Annotated in this window: 21 protein-coding genes; 10 read left to right on the top strand and 11 right to left on the bottom strand. The window is 45.6% G+C overall.

Going from position 1 to position 22,137, the window contains the following annotated elements:
• The coding region (locus BLR32_RS22330; RefSeq protein WP_143011546.1) for a hypothetical protein at nucleotides 1-303 on the bottom strand (303 nt) is incomplete at its 3' end.
• 665 nt (nucleotides 304-968) lie between these two features.
• Between BLR32_RS22330 and BLR32_RS22325 the strand changes: the two genes are divergently transcribed.
• The 5 genes from BLR32_RS22325 (at nucleotide 969) to BLR32_RS22305 (ending at nucleotide 6,572) form a co-directional block, all read left to right on the top strand.
• A complete protein-coding gene (locus BLR32_RS22325; protein ID WP_176842388.1) occupies nucleotides 969-3,368 on the top strand; it encodes a DUF2339 domain-containing protein in 2,400 nt (799 codons plus the stop codon).
• Nucleotides 3,346-4,227, top strand: a complete 882-nt coding sequence (locus BLR32_RS22320; RefSeq protein ID WP_089835065.1) for a hypothetical protein — start codon at nucleotides 3,346-3,348, stop codon at nucleotides 4,225-4,227. Before BLR32_RS22325 ends, BLR32_RS22320 begins: the two co-directional genes overlap by 23 nt.
• Nucleotides 4,228-4,307: 80 nt before the next feature.
• Complete coding sequence (locus BLR32_RS22315) at nucleotides 4,308-4,955, top strand: HAD family hydrolase (protein ID WP_089835064.1); 648 nt, start codon at nucleotides 4,308-4,310, stop codon at nucleotides 4,953-4,955.
• Nucleotides 4,956-5,294: 339 nt separating this feature from the next.
• Nucleotides 5,295-5,927: a DUF4136 domain-containing protein gene (locus tag BLR32_RS22310; protein WP_089835063.1), complete on the top strand. Its 633-nt coding sequence runs from the start codon at nucleotides 5,295-5,297 to the stop codon at nucleotides 5,925-5,927.
• A gap of 24 nt (nucleotides 5,928-5,951) precedes the next feature.
• Entirely contained in the window at nucleotides 5,952-6,572 is a 621-nt protein-coding gene (locus BLR32_RS22305) for an outer membrane beta-barrel protein (protein ID WP_089835062.1), read from the top strand.
• 64 nt (nucleotides 6,573-6,636) lie between these two features.
• Here the strand turns inward: BLR32_RS22305 and BLR32_RS22300 are convergent, their stop codons facing one another.
• From BLR32_RS22300 to pyrF, 3 genes are all read right to left on the bottom strand, one after another.
• Nucleotides 6,637-7,659: an FAD:protein FMN transferase gene (locus BLR32_RS22300; RefSeq protein ID WP_176842387.1), complete on the bottom strand. Its 1,023-nt coding sequence runs from the start codon at nucleotides 7,657-7,659 to the stop codon at nucleotides 6,637-6,639.
• A 54-nt stretch (nucleotides 7,660-7,713) separates the two neighbouring features.
• The gene (locus BLR32_RS22295) at nucleotides 7,714-8,892 is read right to left on the bottom strand and encodes an acyl-CoA dehydrogenase family protein (protein ID WP_089835060.1); all 1,179 of its coding nucleotides are present in this window, start codon (nucleotides 8,890-8,892) and stop codon (nucleotides 7,714-7,716) included.
• A 129-nt stretch (nucleotides 8,893-9,021) separates the two neighbouring features.
• Nucleotides 9,022-9,849 carry an orotidine-5'-phosphate decarboxylase gene (gene pyrF, locus BLR32_RS22290; RefSeq protein WP_089835059.1) on the bottom strand — a complete coding sequence of 276 codons (828 nt, stop codon included), beginning with the start codon at nucleotides 9,847-9,849 and terminating at the stop codon, nucleotides 9,022-9,024.
• A 288-nt stretch (nucleotides 9,850-10,137) separates the two neighbouring features.
• Here pyrF and BLR32_RS22285 point away from each other — a divergent pair, with 288 nt between their 5' ends.
• Both BLR32_RS22285 and BLR32_RS22280 read left to right on the top strand, forming a co-directional pair.
• Entirely contained in the window at nucleotides 10,138-10,932 is a 795-nt protein-coding gene (locus BLR32_RS22285) for a sugar phosphate isomerase/epimerase family protein (RefSeq protein ID WP_176842386.1), read from the top strand.
• 21 nt (nucleotides 10,933-10,953) lie between these two features.
• Nucleotides 10,954-12,309, top strand: coding sequence for a Gfo/Idh/MocA family protein (locus BLR32_RS22280; protein WP_089835057.1), 1,356 nt, complete (start codon nucleotides 10,954-10,956; stop codon nucleotides 12,307-12,309).
• 72 nt (nucleotides 12,310-12,381) lie between these two features.
• On the opposite strand, the gene BLR32_RS22275 is transcribed toward BLR32_RS22280, so the two are convergent.
• Nucleotides 12,382-13,479, bottom strand: a complete 1,098-nt coding sequence (locus BLR32_RS22275) for an Mrp/NBP35 family ATP-binding protein (RefSeq protein ID WP_089835056.1) — start codon at nucleotides 13,477-13,479, stop codon at nucleotides 12,382-12,384.
• 168 nt (nucleotides 13,480-13,647) lie between these two features.
• Here BLR32_RS22275 and BLR32_RS22270 point away from each other — a divergent pair, with 168 nt between their 5' ends.
• Both BLR32_RS22270 and BLR32_RS22265 read left to right on the top strand, forming a co-directional pair.
• Nucleotides 13,648-14,313 (top strand): carboxypeptidase-like regulatory domain-containing protein, encoded by a 666-nt coding sequence (locus tag BLR32_RS22270; protein ID WP_245705499.1) that lies wholly within the window; start codon nucleotides 13,648-13,650, stop codon nucleotides 14,311-14,313.
• Between the two features lie 36 nt (nucleotides 14,314-14,349).
• Nucleotides 14,350-15,252, top strand: coding sequence for a 3-hydroxybutyryl-CoA dehydrogenase (locus BLR32_RS22265; protein ID WP_089835054.1), 903 nt, complete (start codon nucleotides 14,350-14,352; stop codon nucleotides 15,250-15,252).
• Between the two features lie 93 nt (nucleotides 15,253-15,345).
• On the opposite strand, the gene BLR32_RS22260 is transcribed toward BLR32_RS22265, so the two are convergent.
• From BLR32_RS22260 to ribD, 3 genes are read right to left on the bottom strand one after another with little or no spacing between them, the layout of a single operon-like run.
• Complete coding sequence (locus BLR32_RS22260) at nucleotides 15,346-15,942, bottom strand: IMPACT family protein (protein WP_089835088.1); 597 nt, start codon at nucleotides 15,940-15,942, stop codon at nucleotides 15,346-15,348.
• Nucleotides 15,943-15,946: 4 nt separating this feature from the next.
• Nucleotides 15,947-17,479: a hypothetical protein gene (locus tag BLR32_RS22255; protein ID WP_176842385.1), complete on the bottom strand. Its 1,533-nt coding sequence runs from the start codon at nucleotides 17,477-17,479 to the stop codon at nucleotides 15,947-15,949.
• Nucleotides 17,479-18,537, bottom strand: coding sequence for a bifunctional diaminohydroxyphosphoribosylaminopyrimidine deaminase/5-amino-6-(5-phosphoribosylamino)uracil reductase RibD (ribD, locus tag BLR32_RS22250; RefSeq protein WP_089835052.1), 1,059 nt, complete (start codon nucleotides 18,535-18,537; stop codon nucleotides 17,479-17,481). Before ribD ends, BLR32_RS22255 begins: the two co-directional genes overlap by 1 nt.
• A gap of 86 nt (nucleotides 18,538-18,623) precedes the next feature.
• Between ribD and prmC the strand changes: the two genes are divergently transcribed.
• On the top strand, nucleotides 18,624-19,481 hold the full coding sequence (prmC, locus tag BLR32_RS22245; protein WP_089835051.1) for a peptide chain release factor N(5)-glutamine methyltransferase: 858 nt from the start codon (nucleotides 18,624-18,626) through the stop codon (nucleotides 19,479-19,481).
• 68 nt (nucleotides 19,482-19,549) lie between these two features.
• Here the strand turns inward: prmC and BLR32_RS22240 are convergent, their stop codons facing one another.
• The 3 genes from BLR32_RS22240 to pepT form a co-directional block, all read right to left on the bottom strand.
• Complete coding sequence (locus BLR32_RS22240) at nucleotides 19,550-19,960, bottom strand: ExbD/TolR family protein (RefSeq protein WP_089835050.1); 411 nt, start codon at nucleotides 19,958-19,960, stop codon at nucleotides 19,550-19,552.
• A gap of 27 nt (nucleotides 19,961-19,987) precedes the next feature.
• Nucleotides 19,988-20,704, bottom strand: a complete 717-nt coding sequence (locus BLR32_RS22235) for a MotA/TolQ/ExbB proton channel family protein (protein WP_089835049.1) — start codon at nucleotides 20,702-20,704, stop codon at nucleotides 19,988-19,990.
• 120 nt (nucleotides 20,705-20,824) lie between these two features.
• The gene (pepT, locus tag BLR32_RS22230; RefSeq protein ID WP_089835048.1) at nucleotides 20,825-22,069 is read right to left on the bottom strand and encodes a peptidase T; all 1,245 of its coding nucleotides are present in this window, start codon (nucleotides 22,067-22,069) and stop codon (nucleotides 20,825-20,827) included.
• Between the last annotated feature and the right edge of the window lie 68 nt (nucleotides 22,070-22,137).

Raw genomic sequence — 22,137 nt, 5'->3', positions numbered from 1 at the left:
ATGTTCTAGCTTTTTACGGAGTTCTTCATTTTGCTTCTTCAATGCATCAAACTCTTTTTTTTCCTGTTCTGTCATGGCCGTAGATATTATGGTTTTTTCCAAAGTCGTTTGCCTAAGTTCGGAAGAAAAAAGAGAGTACCAATAAGCCACTTGGGTTTTAGTGATCCTATAACGAGCTGCGACCTGGCTCATGCTTTGGTCTCCGGCCATGTAATCGGCCACTACTTTGTCCATGAACGACTGCTCATATTGGAACTGCGGGCCCAGACGTCCCTTGCGTCCCTGATTGTTTGAATTTTGCATGTTTTACACTTTTTAAAGTGTAAACCTATTTCAGGACCTGACAAACAATGGTTCTCCTATGGGTATCTTACGTTCATCCTACGTTCAAAGACGTAAGATGAACGTAAGATACCCATAGGAGAACCATTGTTTGTCAGGTCCTGAAATAGGTTTATACCTGTTCAGAACGGGTTCTGATCCTTGTCAATCAGAACATAAATTGAAATGCGCTGGATTAAAAACGGAAAGCCTCTTCGATATAAGGCAGCTTTCCGTTTAATAAGCTATTCATCTTTGTACAAAGGTGCTTCCACTATAACATGCTAGGAATTTAATTGATTAAATAGAGATAATATAGTTTTTTATTAAAATATATAATATATTTGTTTAATAATGAAAACAGAACAGTCTGCCTCAGGAAATGCGGTTAAGAACTATTTCACAAAAAGGTGCTGATGGGATCCGGACATAGCAGACAAATCAAAACATTCGTTTACTCAGTTGCAATGTTGATAACGCCTCGTGTTCGCACTGAATACGGGGCTTTTTATTAACAAAAGCCTATATTCATGTAATATTCCCAACAATACCTACGCTTTATGGCTGTATTTACCTTTATACTTCTGATTGTCATTCTTATAATGGTCATCACTACAAAGAATGATCTCACAAGTAAAATAGAAGAGATGAACCATAAATTGGATCTTCTCATAAGACAGCGGGAAAGAGTTGCCCCAACAACAAAAGAAGAAAAAACAGCTTCACCTGATTATAACAGGCAACCAGCATTGCAGCCTGAGCCTGCACCGCATATTCCGCCAGTAGTTCCTCCTGTAGTGGTACCGAAAGCTCCGGCGCTCCCCGTTACTGAAGTAATTACTCCGCCACAACCGGAAACGACCGCACCAATGCCTGTTCCGGAAATGCCGCAACCGGCAGGAGAGGCAACATTTACTGCTCCGGTAACGGCGCCAATCACCGCACGGGAACCAGCAAAACCGAAAGAACCCACTCCTACTTTCTGGGAAAAGAATCCGGATCTGGAAAAATTCATCGGAGAAAACCTGTTCAACAAGATCGGTATCGCTATTCTCGTTATCGGTATAGGGTTTTTCCTGAAGTATGCGATAGATAAGAACTGGATCAATGAAATCGGCAGAACTTTCATAGGAATCGTTTGCGGTGGTATCCTGATAGGTCTTGCACACCGTCTGCGGAAAACTTTCACTGCATTCAGTTCTGTACTGGTGGGCGGAGGTGTGGCAGTCCTCTATTTCAGTATCACAATCGCGTTTCAGCAATATCATCTCATTAGTCAGACGCTGGCCTTTATTATGATGGTGCTGATTACCGCATTCACTGTTGTATTGTCGCTCAGTTACGACCGGAAAGAACTGGCTGTTCTTGCCATACTCGGTGGATTCTCCTCTCCCCTGCTGGTCAGCACGGGCGCAGGCAATGCAGCTGTACTGTTCACTTATATTCTCATCCTGAATGTAGGTATGCTGATACTGGCATATTACAAGAAGTGGAATATCGTTAACATCATTAGTTATATAGCCACTGTCATACTATTCGGTACCTGGCTTTCTTACAACATTAGCCAGAAAGAAGGCAAAGCGGTGCCTTATGGTACCGCACTGATATTTGCCACCCTGTTCTATGTTGTTTTCTTCCTTATGAATGTGGTGAACAACCTAAGGCAGCGGATCGACTTTAAGGTAATAGAGATTATGATGCTGCTCAGTAACACCTTTCTTTATTATGCGGCAGGTATGGTAATATTGGCGCATATAGGTAAAGCTGGCGTTCCTGAATTTGATAGCGATGCGGGACGTTACCAGGGCCTGTTCACAGCTTGCATGGCTGTTTTTAATTTCATATTCGCCTACGCACTTTACCGCATTCAACGCGCTGACAGAAATCTGGTTTACTTACTGATAGGTCTTACACTCAGTTTTCTAAGTCTGACGGCGCCGGTACAATTGAACGGAAATCATATTACATTATTCTGGGCCGCAGAATCTGTATTGTTACTGTGGTTATATCAACGCTCACGTATAGCGTTAATGCAATATGCTTCGGGTATAGTATTCTGTCTGATGTTTGTCAGCCTTCAGATTGATTGGTGGCATACATATTCCCATTTTGAAGAATACGATTATTTCATGCCATGGGAACCGCCCTTTATTAACCAGGGATTCATTACAGGTGTTGTATGTATCGCAGCAGTAGTTATAATAAGACGGCTGCTGAAAAAAGAGGTGCATGAAGATCAACATCTCAATGCGCAGATCTCCTCAATAAGATATGCATTAGGCATTGTTCTCGTAGGCTTCATTTATCTCACCGGCATCCTGGAACTTGCTTACCAGTCTATTCACTACTGGCGTGGAGCTACAACCCTTTGCACAGGTATTTACAATTACGTATTCATTGCTTATATGCTCTATCACAGCAGGAAAGAACATGATGCTGTCAGAATGATGTTTTTGTTTGTTGCCGGAGTATTTATCATTGCATTTATTGTCTTTTACAATGACATGATCATCGATGTAAGAACAGATTATCTGCAGAATCATCAGCCGCTCGCGTACTTTGTAGTTGGCTGTCTACTGATCGTTTCTTTGTTTCCCATGCTTGCTCAGGCACATCTAACGGTGAAGTCGCTGGAAAGAAAAGAGTACAGTCACGCGTTCCAGTGGATCGCCACTTTGAGTGTACTATATGTGTTAAGCGCCTCGCTTGATCATATCGTAGCGTTGAGCACCTGGCAGCCGAATATCCATAGCAGCGATGTTACCAACAACAGTCAGCGTACCGGGTATACCATTCTCTGGGGTGCCTTTGCCTTTACCCTGATCTATCTTGGATTCAGGTGGCAATCAAAACAGGTGCGTATTATTGCTATCAGTTTATTTGCTTTGACGCTGCTGAAACTATTCCTGTTTGATCTGCATGATCTGTCGGAAGGCGGAAAGATCGCAGCATTTATTTCCTTAGGTATTATCCTGCTGATCATTTCTTTTATGTATCAGCGACTGAAAAAAATATTGCTAACAGATGAGAACCAAACGAACGGTTAAGTTCATTCAATTATTCACGTTCCTGTTCACCATCACTGGTATACTACCTGCCAGCGCACAACAATTTACCTGGCAGGCAGGGCTACCTGCTATTAGTGAAACAGGCTTTTATAATATCTCTCTGCAACCGGCATTCATTGCTAAAAGTGATGATACTGCGCTGACAGATGTGCGGCTCTTTGACCGGGAAACAGCTGTTTCCTACATTTTGCGGCGCGATACCCCCTACGTTGTCCTGCCTTCTCCGGTGATAACTACCAGGAACGATGCGACATCCAGGAGAACAGTCATTCAACTGCAATTCAAAGAGGAATATCTTATCGAGCGACTGACACTGAGAGTGGCCACTCCGGCCTATTTTAAACGGTATGTATACATTACGGAGGATACCACCGGAATAACTCCTGGACAGGAATTTGTCCTCGTGTCTGGCCAGGCGGCTGTATTTAAATTACATACACCGCTCAAAACAAAGCAGTGTTTCATCATTATCAAAAATGAAGACAATCCTGCCCTGCATGTAAAAGACATCAGCGCCTGGCAGCAGCATATTTATCTTACTGCCTGGCTGGAACAAGGGAAAAGCTACCTGCTGAAGACAGGTGTTCCTGACCTACCGGCGCCGGTTTATGACCTGCCTTATTTCGCCAATAAACTACCGGATAAGATCACTATGCTAGAGGCAGGCAATATCACACCCATTCCGGCCGTTATAAAAAATATGCCTTCACCGGCAGCTGAAACAAATTCTACCGTTTTCACGAGTAAAGTGTGGATCTGGGCAGGGATATGCAGCATTATTGTGCTCATTGCCCTCCTAAGCATCAGACTACTCCGGGATATGCGGGAGCGGAAATAAAGAAGATATCTGAGATATCTTTTTAAATTGCAACAATTTATATTTTTCCATAATCTGTAAAATAGATTATCTTTATCCACATGAAGACTGCTGCTGTTAAAAATTATTCCAATCTCGTGTTTGATCTGGGCGCTGTGCTGATAGACTGGAATCCCCGTTATCTCTATAATAAGATCTTTGCGACAGCCGCAGAAACCGACTTTTTCCTTGCCAATATCTGCACCTCTGCCTGGAACGAGGAACAGGATGCCGGCAGAAGCCTGCAGGAAGCTACCGAGATGCTGGTAAGCGAGTTTCCGAAGTTTGAAGCGGAAATACGGGCTTATTATGGCCGCTGGAAAGAAATGCTGGGCGGGCCTATCCAGGAAACGGTGGATATTTTACAGGAACTGAAAGAAAGCAATCAATATAAACTCTACGCACTCACCAACTGGTCTAACGAAACCTTTCCGCTGGCTCTCCTGAATTACCCATTCCTGCAATGGTTTGACGGTATTGTGGTATCTGGCAGGGAGAAGATCCGTAAGCCAGACCCTGCGTTTTACAATTTGTTGCTCGAACGCTATGAACTGGATGCCTCAGCATCCCTCTTTATTGACGATAATGAGCGCAATATACGCGGTGCCGCAGCCTGTGGCATAGATGGTGTCCATTTTACCTCTGCAGCGCAATTAAAGGCCATTCTGGGGGAGAAATCAATCCTCCCTATCTCCTTGCTTCATTCGTAATTTTTTTTCACACAAACGTTGTTTCCCAGGTCAACGGACCAGCGCTACATATAGCACTTGTCAGTGGCAAGCTGAAATGCAGTGAATGCTCCTGTAAGCAGGATGGTATTAATTTCTCCGCCATGCTCTGCCTGCTATTCAGGCTTATCTTTCTATTTTAGGAATACCTTAACATTTCACAGATAAACTTCATGTAACATCCCCTGTTCAAATACGTTAAAAGGTTGTGCTACTCTGCTAACCAGCTGTTGGCACATTTCCTGTTAATGATCATAACAGCCTGTCTCATTTTCCTCCCTCTACCTGCCTGAAATAGCAACAAAATAAAAACCCGTGAATATGAAAAGAGTAATGTTATTAATGAGCGCAGCATTGGGCCTGGTAGTGTCATTCAGCAGCTGTGGGAAAGACCCACTCAAAGATATGACAGACGAAGAATCAAGAATTTACGTAACAAACCGTGCAGACAGTGTTGATTTTAGTTCCTACAAAACTTTTAGTATTGTCGACTCCGTAGCAGTCGCCTCTAATTCCAATAACGATGAGCGTGCCCTGACGGACTATGACAAGAAACTGATTGCGGATGTTACACAGTCATTAACAGCAAGAGGTTACACAATGGTGAGCAGAGCAGCCAAACCAGACCTCGCCGTAAACCTCACCCGTATTGACAACACCTACAGCGCTGTTTATTACGACCCCGGTTACTGGAGTGGTATAGGCGGTTATTTTGACCCATTCTACTGGGGCTATCCAGGCTATGGCTATTACTGGCCAACTTATTACCAGGTGTACCAGAAAGAACGTGCAGTATCCGTTGACATTGTTGACCTGAAAAATCCGAAGAACAACAAGCTGGTGGCCATATGGAATGCCATGTTGCGTGGCAGCGGTGTATGGAACATCAGTAATGTGGACAGTATGATATCTGCTGTTTTCGCACAATCTACTTACCTGAAGGCAAACAGTTAATGATTCACTTTAAAAAAGACAGAGATGAAAAGTATGAAGCTTTGGATACTGACGATGATCGCTTTCCTGGGAGTACAATCTGCTTTTGCACAGGTACGCTCTCCTTTATCCATTAATGTAGATTATTCAATAGGGCAACCGCTTGGTTCGCTGAAAGATTATACCGATAAAACCAGTTTCCGTGGCTGGCGGGCAGGCATACAATATCAGATAAACGACCAGCTGGCTGTTGGTCTCAGAAGCGGCTATCAGCAGTTCTATGAAAGAATGCCACGCGCAGTATATCCCACAAAGGGTGGAGATATTTCGGCAGTACAATCCCGCTCACTGGAAGTTACACCGATACTGGCTACTGTACAGTATCAGCTCACGAAACCTGATGCTGCCATTATTCCTTATGTAGGATTAGGCGTGGGTACAGTGAATATGTTGTACAATAAATACTGGGGGGAATTTACTGACAGGGATAACAGCTGGCAATTTGCCGCTTCACCTGAAGTAGGTATCAATATTCCTTTTGGCAAGGGCTCTCCACTGTTGTTCAATGCCAGTGTACAATATACTTATTCGCCATACAAGCTACAGGAAATTACAAGTTATAATGTGGTGCAGGCCAATGTCGGGCTGAGACTACATATCAACTAAGCAGGCATATTCTATAAAAAACCACTTTTCCGGAGAAGGTCCTGTAGCGATACGGGACCTTCTTTTATCTGATCAGTAACTTCTCAAAGCCGGGAGAAAAGCGTTCCTGTATTTTACCTTTCTCATCCTTGAAGATAAAATAAGCTTCCAGCCCGTATTCCGGATGCTGGCTGATAAAAGATAGTCCGCGCTCCACTCCCATTAAGATCAGTGCATTATCAAATCCATCCGCCGTGATAGCATCACGGGCAATGACCGTTACGCTGATAATATTACTATGTAATGCCTCGCCGGTAGCAGGGTTTATACTATGTGCAAAACGGGTACCTCCCTGATCGAAGAAACGACGGTAATTGCCACTGGTTGTAATGGCCTTATTATCAAGCGCCAGTAATGCCTGTACCGGATAATCATTATCGTCTGTGGCAGGACGTTCAATTCCTACGGTCCATACTTTGCCATGCTGGTTATGTCCTCTGCTGCACAATTCACCACCTACATCCACGAGGTAATTCGTGATCCCTTTCTGTTCCAGTAAACGCGCCATTACATCGGAAGTATATCCCTGTGCGATACCATTACAATCAATCTCCACACCTTTTTTCTTCTTCGTGAGTTGCTGACCGCGCACCTGTAAATACCTGTACCCTACATACTGCAGGACACGACGCAAAGTATCAGCCGCTGGTATTTTTTGTACTGCAGGTTTACGTACACCAAATCCCCAGACATCCACCAAAGGTTTTACAGTGATATCAAAAGCGCCATTGCTTGCTTTGCTGATCTGTAATGATCTTGTGACAACAGCCTGCATATGATGATCCATCTGCACCCCAATCCCTTCATTAAAACGATTGATAAGAGAACCCGGTTTGTATAGGGACAAAGACTGATCTATATCTGCAAAAAGGGAATCTATCGCATGCTGCAGCGAAGTCGTATCGTCAGACAGGTATTTGATGATGTAATAGGTGCCCTGCGCCTTTCCTTCCACTGTTACCAATCGCTGCGCGGAAGTAGCGGCACTGATGCAGAGGATAAAACACAAAATAAGCAGCTGTTTTACAATTGCCAGTCTGTTCGTCATTATATACATGAGCCTTTTGCCGAAAATTTTATTTACGAAAGATAGACAACTATATCAATGAAATGCATCCAGGCCGGTGATATCCTGCCCGGTAATCAGCAGGTGTATTTCATGAGTGCCTTCATAGGTGATTACGCTTTCCAGGTTCATCATGTGGCGCATGATGGAGAATTCTCCCGTAATGCCCATGCCGCCTAATATGCGACGGGCCTCCCTGGCAATATTGGTGGCTATTTCGCAGGCATTACGCTTGGCCATAGAGATCTGAGCAGGAGTGGCCTTTCCTTCATTTTTCAGTACGCCCAGGCGCCAGTTCATCAGCTGCGCTTTGGTGATCTCTGTGATCATTTCCGCCAGCTTTTTTTGCGTAAGCTGGAAACCGGCAATAGGTTTATCAAATTGAATGCGTTCTTTAGCATACCGTAAAGCGGTATCATAGCAATCCATAGCAGCACCTGTTACTCCCCAGGCAATCCCGTAACGGGCAGAAGAAAGGCAACTGAGCGGTCCCTTAAGGCCTTTTACGTTTGGCAGGATGTTTTCCTTTGGTACTTTTACATTGTCAAATACCAGCTCGCCTGTAGCGCTGGCCCTAAGGCTCCATTTGCCCTTCGTTTCCGGTGTAGAGAACCCTTCCATCCCTCTTTCCACGATGATACCTCTGATAACACCCTCTTCGTCTTTTGCCCATACTACTGCTATCTGTGCAAAGGGAGCATTGGAGATCCACATCTTGGCACCATTCAGAATCACATGGTCGCCGGCATCTTTAAAATGGGTGATCATTCCGGAAGGATTGGAGCCAAAATCAGGCTCTGTCAGTCCGAAGCAACCCATCCATTCTCCTGAAGCCAGTTTAGGCAGGTATTTACGCTTCTGCTCTTCACTACCGAAGGTAAAGATCGGGTACATGACGAGGGAGCCCTGTACTGAGGCGGTAGACCTTATCCCGCTGTCCCCCCTTTCGAGTTCCTGCATCATCAGTCCGTAGGCAATATGATCCATCCCTCCGCCGCCGTATTCCTGCGGAATAGTGGGGCCAAAGCAGCCTAATTCGCCCAGGCCTTTGATAATATGTGAGGGAAAGGTAGCGTGCTGGCAGGCATCTTCAATAATGGGAGAAATTTCTTTTTTCACCCATTGCCGTACGGCGTCACGCACCATCAGATGTTCTTCGGTCAACAACTCGTCTACGTGGAAATAATCGGGGGATTGAAACAGGTCTTTAAGCATGTGGAACACGTTTTATAAGTCTTTCTCAATTTAAGACTTCATCCACAAAAAAAGTCCATAGTCTGAAGAACATTCCCAAAAGGGACAATTCTACTGACTATGGACTGCATTATGATTGCCAACAGCAGATCAGCTGTTGGCTAAAGTCTGTTTTGCATCCAGGCACTCAGCCATTTCCTGCTGCAGCTGGAGGGCAGCAGCGCGGGCATCGTTGGCAAAGTCTTCACCGTTTCCAGCGTAGATAATTGAACGACTGGCATTTACCAGCAGACCGCAGTCTTTGTTCATGGCCTGGGATGAAATATCCTGCAGGTTACCACCCTGAGCACCAACACCGGGCACCAGGAAGAAATGGTCTGGCACCAGCTGGCGGATATAGCCTAACTGGGAAGTCTGGGTAGCACCCACCACAAACATCAGATTATCAGGCGTTCCCCAGCTCATACCGGCTTTCATGACCTTTTCATAAAGAAATTCATCACCGGACTGCTGTAACTGGAAGTCCTGGCTGCCCTCATTGGAGGTGAGGCCCAGCATGATAGTCCACTTTTCGTTGAAAGACAGAAAAGGCAGTACGCTGTCGCGGCCCATATAAGGCGCCACGGTCACTGCATCGAAATTGTATGTTTCAAAGAATGTTTTGGCGTATTGCGTGGAAGTATTGCCTATGTCACCACGCTTTGCATCAGCAATGGTAAACAGGCCGGAAGGGATGTACTCAACCGTGCGTTGCAGGCTTTCCCATCCGCGAATGCCCATACACTCGTAAAAAGCAGTATTGATCTTATAGGACACACAAAGATCCTTTGTCGCATCAATGATCGCTTTGTTAAAAGCAAATACGGGGTCGGGATGAGAGAGTAAATGGCGGGGAATCTTATGAAGGTCCGTGTCTAATCCCACACAGAGATAAGATTGCCTCTCCTTTATCAGATTCACCAGTTCCTGTCTGTTCATAAATGATTGATTTGGGGCGCAAAGTTAAGTAAAACTTAAGCAATGCCGTTTGAAATGAAATATTAGCAAATTCCGGAATATTGTTTCCGCTCTTATATAAATATAACAAAAGAATCTGAAAACAGCCTGACAGGTTATCCAGATACCGCTCATCCCGCACCCATTTGGATTTTTAAAATAATGTTCCTAACTTTTAGGCACTGCGTTTATGAAAAAAAAGATATGAAAAACTGTTCCGGATTGATTTTTTTAGCCCTCTTCCTTTGTGTTTTGCAATCGAATGCACAAGTGAAGGTTCCCTTGGTCGGAGTTGCTACCTCCCGTACGAATGATAGTCTTCTGCATGCTGCCGGCTATGATTACATTGAAGAAAATGTACAAAAACTCTTATCTCCCGCCATACCGGAAGATACTTTCCGCCTCCATCTTGCACAATTGCAGAAAATGCAGTGTAAGGTACAGGCATGCAATGTCTTCTTTCCCGGAGAGATCCGGCTAACAGGTAACAACGTCAACGAGCAGCAGGTGCTCACTTATGTGGATGGGGTAATGGCCAGGGCCAAACAGGCAGGCATCAGCGTGATCGTATTGGGCAGCGGCGGTTCCCGCAAACTGCCGGAGAACTACAATAAGGACACGGCGACGCTGCAATTCATCAATTTATGTCGCAAAATGGCTGTTGTGGCAGGGAAATATGACCGCGTAATCGCCATTGAAAACCTGAACAGTACAGAGACCAATTTCGTGAATACCCTGGCGGAAGCCGATGCTATCGTAACAGCCGTACATCATCCCAACTTCAAACTGACAGCAGACATCTATCATATGCTGAAAGAGCATGAATCGCCCGATATGATCAAAAAGGCCAGAAAGAACCTGGTGCATTGTCATATTGCGGAACGGGAGAAGAGAACAGCTCCGGGTTCCACCGGCAATGATGTAGCGCCTTATATCACAGCACTGGCAAGTATTCAGTATACCGGCAGGATCTCGCTGGAATGCCGTTGGGAGAATATGGCTACGCAGGGAAAACCTACGCTGGATTATATGCGTAACCAGATAAAAATGGCCTATAAACAATAAACCTCTTAAATCTATATAGAAATGAAATCACGTCGTGAATTCCTGAAAGATTCCCTGCTCACCGGTGCAGGTGTTACACTGAGTGCAATGGGGCTGCCCGCCAGCAGCTATGCCCGCATTATGGGCGCCAATGACAGGGTCAACGTAGGACTCGTAGGATTTTCTGATCGTGCGAGACAGACCTTGCTTCCCTGCTTCTTTAACAATCACAAGGAGCTGAACTTTGATATTATTGCCGTATCAGATATCTGGAATCGCAGACGTGAGGAAGGAAAGGCATTCCTACAGAATAAAGCCGGGCATGACATAAAAGCCTGCGTCAATAATGATGAATTATACAAAATGAAAGACCTGGATGCAGTGATCATTGCTACCGCCGATTTCCAGCACGCCTTTCATACTATTGAGGCAGTGGGTAACAGAATGGACGTATACTGCGAAAAACCATTCGCAGAAACCATGGACGATGCGCGGAAAGCATTGAAGGCAGTAAAAGCTTCAGGAAAGATATTCCAGGTGGGTACACAACGTCGTAGTGGCGACAGCTACCATGCTGCCAACAATTTCATTAAAGAAGGCAAGTTTGGTCCGATCACCATGGTGGAAATGACCTGGAACGTGAATCAACCCGGACGCTGGCGCAGACCATCACTGGTAAATGAGATCCGCGAATCAGACACCGACTGGCAACGTTTCCTGGCTGGTCGTCCGAAAGATACCTGGGATCCACGTAAATACCTGGAATACCGACTGTTCTGGCCTTATTCCTCCGGTATCTTCGGTCAGTGGATGACCCACCAGATCGATACTGTACACTGGTTCAGCGGTCTGAAACATCCGCGTACTGCGGTAGCCAACGGCGGTATCTATATGTGGAAAGATGGCCGTACCAATGCAGATACTATTACAGCGGTATTTGAATACGGTCCTGAAAATGATCCTACCACCGGCTTCCAGGTAGCTTACAGCTCCAGGTTCTCTAACTCTGCCGGCGGTATCAAGGAAATGTACTATTCCAATGGTGGTACTATTGATATCGACAAGAACAAGATCACTCCTACCGGAGGTCTTACGGAAAGAGAGGCAAAGGAAATGGGCATGCATGCCAACCTGTTGCCAGAAATGACACTGTCTTCCAATGAGACCAGGGTAGCTACCGCTGCCGACATGGGAGGCGATCCGCTGACCAATGCCCACATGCGTAACTGGATGCAGAGCGTACGTGACCGCAAGCCGGCCAACGCGCCAATTGAAGCAGCCTACTCTCACTCCATCGCACTTATTATGGCAAATGCGGCTTATCGTACCGGTCAGAAAGCCACTTTCGACGAGGCCAGCCAGGAAGTAATGGTAGGTGGCAAACCGTTCCTCTTATAGTTGTTTCTCTTGTTTATAATGAAAAAAGCCCTGCGCCGATGGCACAGGGCTTTTTCTTTCATATTTTACTGCTTATACGAAGACCTCTACAATCTTTGTAGGTGGTACATTCGCATTTCTCATCGCAATGTTGCGGGCTACCATGCTGGCGAAGCCCATAAATGCCAGCTGCGTGGCATTATCGCCGCCTACCATCGCCGGGATACCATCATCTCCACCTTCACGGATGCTCTGCACTAATGGTATCTGACCAAGGAACGGTATTTCCAGCTGTTCTGCCAGACGTTTACCGCCTTCCTTACCGAATATGTAATATTTGTTGTCAGGCAGCTCTGCGGGTGTGAAATAAGACATGTTTTCTACCAGCCCCAGGATCGGTACATTGATCTGTGAACCGCCAAACATGGCAATACCTTTCTTGGCATCTGCCAGTGCCACATCCTGAGGTGTGGTCACCATTACCACGCCTGTTACCGGTACTGTCTGTACCAGGGTCAGGTGGATATCGCCTGTACCGGGAGGGGTGTCAATTACCAGGTAATCCAGTTCTCCCCAGTTCACGTCTGTAAGGAACTGTCTCAGGGCGCTGCTGGCCATAGGGCCACGCCATACAACTGCCTGCTTCTCATCTATCAGCGACCCGATGGACATCAGTTTGATACCGTGTTTCTCCAGGGGGACTATCATGCCTTTACCTTCTACTGTTTCCATCATTGGACGTTCACCGCGTACACCAAACATAATGGGTACGGACGGGCCGTAAATATCTGCATCCATGAGTCCCACCTTGGCGCCGCCTTCAGACAGGGCCAGGGCCAGGTTAGCTGCAACGGTGGATTTACCTACACCTCCTTTACCGGAGGCTACAACGATGATATTTTTCACGTTTGGTAGTACACTTCTGCCATCTTTCCTGTTGGAGTTTACGTTGGCTGTCATATTCACCTGAACTTCCGCATCCTTGCTAACAAGGTGGTGTATCGCATTCACACAGGCATTCCTGATCAGATCTTTCAGCGGGCAGGCGGGGGTGGTGAGGACCACGGTAAATTTCACCTTATTACCATCAATCTCAATATCTTTCACCATATTCAGCGTTACCAGGTCCTTTCCCAGATCAGGCTCTTCCACATTGCTCAAAGCCTTCAATATCTGCTCCGTTGTGATCATAAATAGTTGTTAATTTTAATTCCAGAATGCAAAGTTAACCCAATTGCGACTTAATTTGTCAGCGCTGTCATAGTTTTTGTCGATCTCTTTTCCATTCATCATCTATAATGACTGGAACACAATCCTATGGCCACGGATTTAAAACAAATAATTTATCTTAGAGGCGGCATGAATAAAAAGAGTACCTACATACTGCTATTTTTCCTGTTTTTTCCTTTCCTGCTGAAAGCCCAACTCTCGCAGTTCAAAGACAGTATCATCCAGATTTCCGGTATTACCATGACGGCAGACAGTCTGAGAGCTGTGCCGGCAGTAAGTATCCTGGTAAGAGGTCAACACCGTGGTACTATTTCCAACAGCCAGGGCGTATTCTCAATCGTTGCTTTTAAAGGGGATACCCTTACTTTCAGTGCCGTAGGTTTCAAGCGAAAAGATTATAAGATTCCCCTGAATCTGCCTGGAAATAATTACTCCATGATACAACTGCTGGTGGATGATACAACTTATCTGCCGGTTACTATCATTAAACCTTACCCTACAAGGGAAGAATTTGAAAAAGCATTCGTCAGCTCGGACATTCCCGATGATGAGTACGAACTGGCACGCAAGAATACGGAAGAGGCCCGTATGCGCGCACTTTCACGTTATATACCTCCGGATGCCCGCGAAGCGACCAACATGTACATGAACAAACAGGCGCAATCGCTTTATTATGCTGGTCAGCAGGCTCCACAGAATATTCTTAATCCCCTTGCCTGGGCCCAGTTCATTCAGGCCTGGAAACGAGGCGACTTTAAGAGTAAGAATAACAATAACTACAGTTATGGTTATTAATCTGGCTTAGCTCCATCTCTTAAAAATCAATACACCATGCAACAAATTGCTGTCATCGGCGCAGGCACCATGGGAAATGGTATTGCGCATGTATTTGCACAGAACGGTTTTAAAGTCAACCTCATTGATGTTTCTGCTCCGGCGCTGGAACGTGCCCTGCAGACCATCGAAAAGAACCTCGACAGGCAACTGGCAAAGGCGTCAATTACTGAAGACGTTAAAAGTCAGACCTTACAGAACATTACCACGTTCACAGACTTAGCTACTGGTGTAAAAACCGCGGAGCTGGTGGTGGAAGCGGCCACTGAAAATGTGGATCTGAAGCTGAAGATATTCAAAGAACTGGATCTTCATACTTCTCCCGACACTATACTGGCAACCAACACCTCCTCTATTTCCATTACCCGGATCGCTGCCGTTACACAAAAGGCAGGTAAGGTAATCGGTATGCATTTTATGAATCCTGTACCGGTGATGAAACTGGTCGAGATCATTAACGGCTATGCTACTGAGCAGACTGTTACTGCCGCTATCGTGACGCTATCGGAGCAGCTTGGTAAAGTACCCTGCGTGGTGAATGATTATCCCGGTTTTATTGCCAACCGCATCCTGATGCCAATGATCAATGAAGCCATTTATTCACTATACGAAGGTGTGGCAGGTGTAGCAGAAATTGATACCGTCATGAAGCTTGGAATGGCGCACCCTATGGGCCCCTTACAGCTGGCAGACTTCATCGGTCTGGATGTATGTCTTTCTATCATGCGTGTATTACATGATGGCTTTGGCAATCCTAAATATGCGCCTTGTCCCCTACTGGTGAATATGGTCACTGCAGGTTACCTGGGTGTAAAAAGTGGCGAAGGATTTTACAGGTATGAGAAGGGAAGTAAAGACCTGGTAGTCAGTGAAAGATTTGCGAGAGAAGTTAATATCTAGGCTCGTATAATAACATTACAGGCAATTGGTACTACAGTAGACGCTGTATTACCAATTGCCTGAAGTACTTTAAGAAGCGACAGACATCCCTGATTATATCTTTTTTATCTCCAGGCCCCGGACATCATTCAGCTTTAACAGTGTTAGCTCCTGTACCGCCTTTGGAATACCGATTTCCATTTCACAAAACAGCTGCAACTCCTGCATGTATATGGTGCAATTCTGCTGTTTCAGCACAGTCATGATCTCATTCATGATAGTGTAATCAAAGCTCAGACGGTATTTCGCCTCTACATTTTTCTGTACCACAGGAATCAGCTGTAATACCATAGCGGTGGACATTTTATAGGCGTTGATAAGCCCCGGTGCACCCAGCAAAGTGCCTCCGAAATAACGTACCACTATTACCAGCACATCGGTCAGCTGTTTACTGTCTATTTGTCCAAGAATGGGTTTACCCGCAGTACCGGATGGCTCACCATCATCATTTGCTCTGAACTGCAATCCGTCAGTACCGAGACGGTAAGCAAAACAATGATGGGTAGCTTTGGGGTGTTCCTTCTTCACTTCCTGCAGACAATCTTTTACCTGGTCTACTGTTTTTACGGGCCAGGCATAAGCAAGGAACTTGCTGCCCCTGTCTTTGAATTCTGCGGTTGCTGTTTTTTCTATAGTAAAATAAACTTCCATGCTGTTATTGTTTACCGGTAGCATCAGCCTCCGGCTCATAAATGATCAGCAGCATATTGTTCTGCTGCAGATCTGTTTTTATTGTCACGTATTTCCTTAATGCTCCTGCTACTATTCTCATTACGGCGGTATTTGGAGGAATACTGCCAAGATTATCAGCCAACATGATCAGCCTGTTCTCTCCCTCCTGCAGTGTTACTTTCAGCTGCTGCCGTTGTCGCTTTACCGGAAATCCGGTCACTACTTCCAGTCCGTTCATCCGTATGGAGATACTATCCCCATCTTCTGCCGCATCATCCCACAATTCCAGCATTACTTCTGCCTGTTGTACATTGATCTTTTCCAGCAGACTTGTATGGCGTTCTGCGATACGCTTATCATTAACAGGTTTAAGCAAAGAAGACCTGATACTGTCCTTCGCAGGATGAACAGCATCCCGGCCCTGGATTTGCTTAATATCAGTTTTACCAGCTGTCAATATCTGTTGGCTGCTGGTATTTCCTGTTCCGGATACTGTCATTTCTATCCTTCCTGTACTATCCTTCGCAGTACTACCGGTTACCGGTATATTGTTCCGCTCTCCTGATGTATTCAGTGCCACTGCTTTCACTGTATCCTTAACGGGTTTGCGTAGCACGCGGTTCAGTTGTGCCACCAGGAAAGTAGCATACAAATTTGGTTTGTCTGTAAAGTCAAACAGGTAGGAACCCGTAGTCGTCTTTATTTTAAAAGTACCGGTATTAGGCGGCAGACGGCCATAGTTGTCGGCAAACAGTGCTACGATATTGATACCCGTATCCAGCGGCAATTGTAAAACCCGCCCTGTTTCGCTGATAAATGACTTGTCCAGCAACTGTTTACCATTCAACAAAAGGGTCACTGTATCCCTGTCAATAGCATCCTCATCTCTGATCGACAACGGCACGATAGAATCATAAACATCCACTTTATCATAAATACCGAAGTAAACAGAATCCTGCTCAGGATGCAACATCCGGTGAATGTCCTTATGTTGCCAGGGGGTATTGTTCTGTTTCTTCAGAACGATGTCTTTGCGTGAGAGTAAATCCCGCAGCAGGTCTTTCATATATGCATATATTTCATCGTCTGCATATAATCCCTGCATGTATAACTCATGCGAGTTGATCCACATGCGTTGCAAGCTCAGCTCCGGCGATCCCTTTGCCTGGTAGTTCAAAGTACCGTTCAGGTAAAGCATCCAGGCCCCAAGGTGAAAAGGTGTTTCCTCCACTGGATATTTTCCCCTGCCAATACCCAGCTGGTTATCATTCTTTTTGGCTAATAATACTTCGTAAGTGCCTGAGAAGGGAGAATAATTCACTTTCAGTTGCGCAGGATAGAGCATATCCCTTTCTGGTTTACCTATCTGCAACTGTAGTCTGATACCGCTTGTGGTAGGCCATGGTTTATACTCCATTGTCCAGGTACCCACCCACTTGTCAGTCTGGCCATATGCCCCCAGCATACAGCAACAGAACAATATCAACATACAAACCGGGCGCCTCAGCAAGTTCATTATACCGTTCCCTCCTTTCTGTTGCGGTAATACAATATCCTGTCGCCATCCAGCAAAGTCTCGTCAGTCAGCAAGCTGTGTGACAGTACCGGCGATTGCACACCATCCGGCAATGAATGACTTCCTATGATAACACGGGCTTCATCCCAAAGACCTGCTTTTATAAATTCATTCAACACATAAGGGCCGCCTTCCACCAATACACTTAATATGCGCCTTTCATGCAAAAGCTGCATTAACTGCGGAAGCAGTGGTTGCCCAAAGTCGGCCGTGACCATTTCTGTTTCCCCTTCCTTTCCTGCTGCTTCCCCTGTGATAAACAGTGTGGGGGCAGCGCCGTTCCACAAATGGTAATGACGTGGCGTTTTCAGCGTACGGTCTATTACTATTCTGACAGGGTCTTTACCTGTCCAGTAGCGGTTGTTCAGGCGGGGATTGTCTGCCACAGCAGTATTGGTACCAACCAGTATTCCCGTTTCTTCACTGCGCCAGCGATGTACCAGCCTGTCAGTCAGCGGGTTTGAAATACGCACCGGAGATCCATCCGCAGCGGCCATATAACCCGCCGCACTCTGTGCCCATTTCAGTATAATATAAGGACGTTGCTGCTCATGAAAAGTAAAAAATCGCTCATTCAGTTGTCGACAGGCAGCCTCCAGCACATGTGTCCTCACGTTAACACCTGCCTCTTTTAATATAGCAATACCGCGTCCTGATACCTGGGAGAACGTATCTACACAGCCAATTACCACCTCTCCTATTTTCTGAGCGACGATCAGTTCTGCACAGGGAGGGGTTTTACCATAGTGTGCACAGGGCTCCAGGCTTACGTACATGGTTGAAGCAGGGATCAGTGGCTGATCTTCCGGCTTTACGGATCTCACACAGTTTACCTCTGCATGTGCGTGGCCATATTGCTGATGATAGCCTTCCCCGATAATACGGCCCTCATGCACCAGTACTGCACCTACCATAGGATTAGGCGCTACATTCCCTGCCCCCAGCTTCGCCAGTTGCAGGCACCGTTGCATATAAAATTCATCAAAGGAGCTGTCCATGATAGCGTCTGATATTATACTTTTGTGTGCAAAAATATCGTTTCAGCAGGGATTTTCCCTGTACCATACATTTTTATACACTCCATATGACAATACAGGCCGCCTTTACACAGCTCATCACGTCCCTGGCTCCTATTCATGACCAGCGGGAAGCCGCTAATATCGCTCATATCGTGATGGAGCATATAACAGGCCTGTCAAAAATGGACAGGATCGTTTATAAGGACAGGGAGTTGACAGCTGAACAATCTGCGCTATTGGAAAAGTCCCTTGCTGCATTACTGGCACATCAGCCGGTGCAATATGTTACCGGCAGCAGCTGGTTTTATGGTATGGAGTTGCAGGTAAATGCCAATGTGCTTATCCCTCGCCCTGAAACGGAAGAACTGGTGGAATGGATCGTGCAGGATGTGCGTAACGACAGGGTACTTAACCGAAAGATACTTGATATAGGCACCGGCAGTGGTGCCATTCCTCTTGCTATTAAGAAAGAACTGCCAGCCGCGACCGTCTGGGCTGTCGATGTCAGTGCAGGCGCCCTGGAAACCGCCCGTACCAATGCGCGGCAACAAAAACTGGATGTTCATTTTGAGCAGATGGATATTCTTGATACAACTGCTACAAAATCATTACCTACATTTGATATTATTGTCAGCAATCCTCCGTATATCTGCCAGCGGGAGCGTACAGATATGCAGGAACAGGTAGTGGCTTATGAGCCATCTATTGCGTTGTTTGTTCCGGATGATGATGCCTTGCTGTTTTACCGGCAGATAGGGTTACTGGCGAAAGAGAAACTGTATCCCGGCGGGACTTTGTACTTTGAGATCAATGAAGCGTTTGGAGAAGAGACAGCGGCCTTATTACGGAGGCAGGGATATATTTATGTAGAAGTGCAAAAAGACCTGTTTGGAAAGGATAGGATGGTGAAAGCCCTGCTATAAAAAGATTCGCGGTTCCCTATAACATTTCAGCTGTTATATGGAACCGCGATCTATGTATTTAAGATATATTATCCTTTACTCTGTGGATTAGCTGTAGCCAGCACCACTTTAGCGCCTATTTCACGGGCCACTTCCATTACCTTCACCACATCTTCCACAGGCACTGTTTTCTCTGCATTGATCACAATGGTGGGATCTACGGTTTCACGTCCGATAGCAGGTATCAACATCTGTTTCAGGCTTTCAAAAGGTACTTTGTTGGTACCTACATAGAATTCCCTCTTATCATTGATACTGATCACCACTGTCTGCTTGGCTTTGGTATTGCTTTTAGCTTTAGGCAGTGTCAGCTTGATCACGTTAGGATTAGCCAGTGTGGATACGATCAGGAAGAACAGCAGGAGAATGAACAGGATATCATTCAATGCCCCATTGTGCAACTCTACATGCCGTTTGTTTCTTCTATTGCGTAGGTTCATATTTTACAATTACGAATTATCAATGAATTATCTCGTTGGTTCTTGCAAAATATCAATGAACTCTGCTGAAGCGCCTTCCATTTTATTAATAACCTTGTCAATCTGTGCATTCAGGAAGCTGTAACCGATGTAGGCCACCAACCCGATGATCAGACCTGTAGCAGAAGTGATCATCTTTACATAGATACCACCGGCGATAGTTCCCAATGTGATATCAGATGTGATGGAGATGTTGAAGAAGGTCTGGATCATACCGGCAATCGTACCAAGGAATCCAAACATAGGTGCAATACCTGCAATAATAGACAGGATTACTAAGTTCTTTTCCATCTTGTAAATTTCCAGTTTACCTACGTTCTCCATAGATTTTTCGATACTCTCGATCGGTTTTCCGATACGTTGTACCCCCTTATCGATCATACGTGCGATAGGACTGTTGGTGTTCTTTGACAAAGAACGGGCAGCGGAGATATTGCCGTTGGAGATATGATCTCTGATCATCGGCATAAAGTTATCTTCCAGCTTGCCTGCCTTTGAGATAGTAAGATATCTTTCCACGAAAGCAAAAACAGCGATAACGGAAAGTATTCCCAATGGGATCATCAATACTCCCCCTTTCATCAGCAGGTCGAGTAATTTGATCTGCTGATCAGCAGCTGCAGCATTTGCAGCCGCACTGGCAACCGTATCTGCCTTTGGCTGTAATAGAGAATCCTGTAGTAATGTAACGAGTCCTAAGAGCATGAAAAAAATTTTAACCTTGCAAAAGTATTAAATTCAGATGCAACAAGGCCGGAAGATACCAATAATATGGTAAACATTTAACGTATGTTCTGGCAAATTATTGCCAATCAACCAACTAAATCAGCTACGTTCTTCCCAAACCTGTGCCAGATGTACAATAGTCTGCACGGCTTTTTGCATGTCCTGGATACTTACATACTCATATTTGCTGTGTAAGGCCATTTCTCCGGTGAAGATATTAGGACAGGGTAATCCCATAAAAGAGAGCCTGGAGCCATCAGTTCCTCCCCTGATAATCAATCTTAAAGGTTCTACCCCTGCACGGCGGATGGCTTCTTCAGCGTTGGCTGTCACCTGTGGATGCAGGTCCAGCACTTCCTTCATATTCCGGTATTGTTGTGTAATGGTCAGCGTTGCACTGGCCTGTGGATGACGGGCCATCACCATATTCATAATATTCCGGAGAAAAGCAGCATGATCGTCCAGCTTTGCGGTAATAAAGTCCCGCAGGATGAAGTCTATCTCTGCATGTTCCACAATTCCCTGCATCCTTACAGGATGGATAAAGCCCTGGCGGTCTTCTGTTGTCTCAGGAGATAAGCCATCCTTCGGAAGGGCGTCTACAATCTCGCTGGCTATTTTGATAGCGCTTACAAGTTTATCCTTTGCAGTACCCGGATGTACGCTTACACCCTGTATAACAATCTTCGCCGCATCGGCAGAAAAACTTTCCTCTTCCAACGAACCGCGCTCTCCTCCATCCATCGTATAACCAAACTGCGCTCCTAATCTTTTCATGTCCAGTTTTTCAACACCACGACCCACTTCTTCATCCGGTGTGAAAAGGATACGGATATCGCCATGTTTGATCTCAGGATGCGTCAGCAGGAAGTGTGCGGCATCCATGATCTCTGCAACGCCGGCCTTATCGTCAGCGCCCAACAGGGTGGAACCACTGGCGGTAATGATGTCGTCTCCTTTTTTTGATTGCAGATATGGGTGTTCAGCAGCCTTAATCACTGTTCCTTCTTCAGGCAGGGTAATATCTCCCCCATCATATTGTTGATGGATGATGGGCTTCACGTTCTTACCACTACAATCACTGGAAGTATCCATGTGTGAGCAGAAGCAGATCACTGGCACAGACTTGTCAGTGTTGCCGGGAATAGTAGCAAAGACATATCCATGCTCGTCCATCACAGCATCTTTGATACCCATGGCCTGTAATTCTTCTACTAACAGTTTGCCGAGGTCCTTTTGCTTCTCTGTGGAAGGGAAGCTCTTACTCAGCGGATCTGATTGTGTATCGATCTGTACGTAGCGCATAAAGCGCTCTGTTACCGTGTATTTATAATTGTTGAACATAGTGCAAACGTAAGGAATTTCAGATTCCGGGGAATAGACATCGTATGATTTGCATGTTCAACAGAAAA

Origin of the sequence: Chitinophaga filiformis, from assembly GCF_900102545.1 — a bacterium.
GTDB classification, from domain to species: domain Bacteria; phylum Bacteroidota; class Bacteroidia; order Chitinophagales; family Chitinophagaceae; genus Chitinophaga; species Chitinophaga filiformis.
This window is presented reverse-complemented; position numbering and strand designations above follow the sequence as displayed.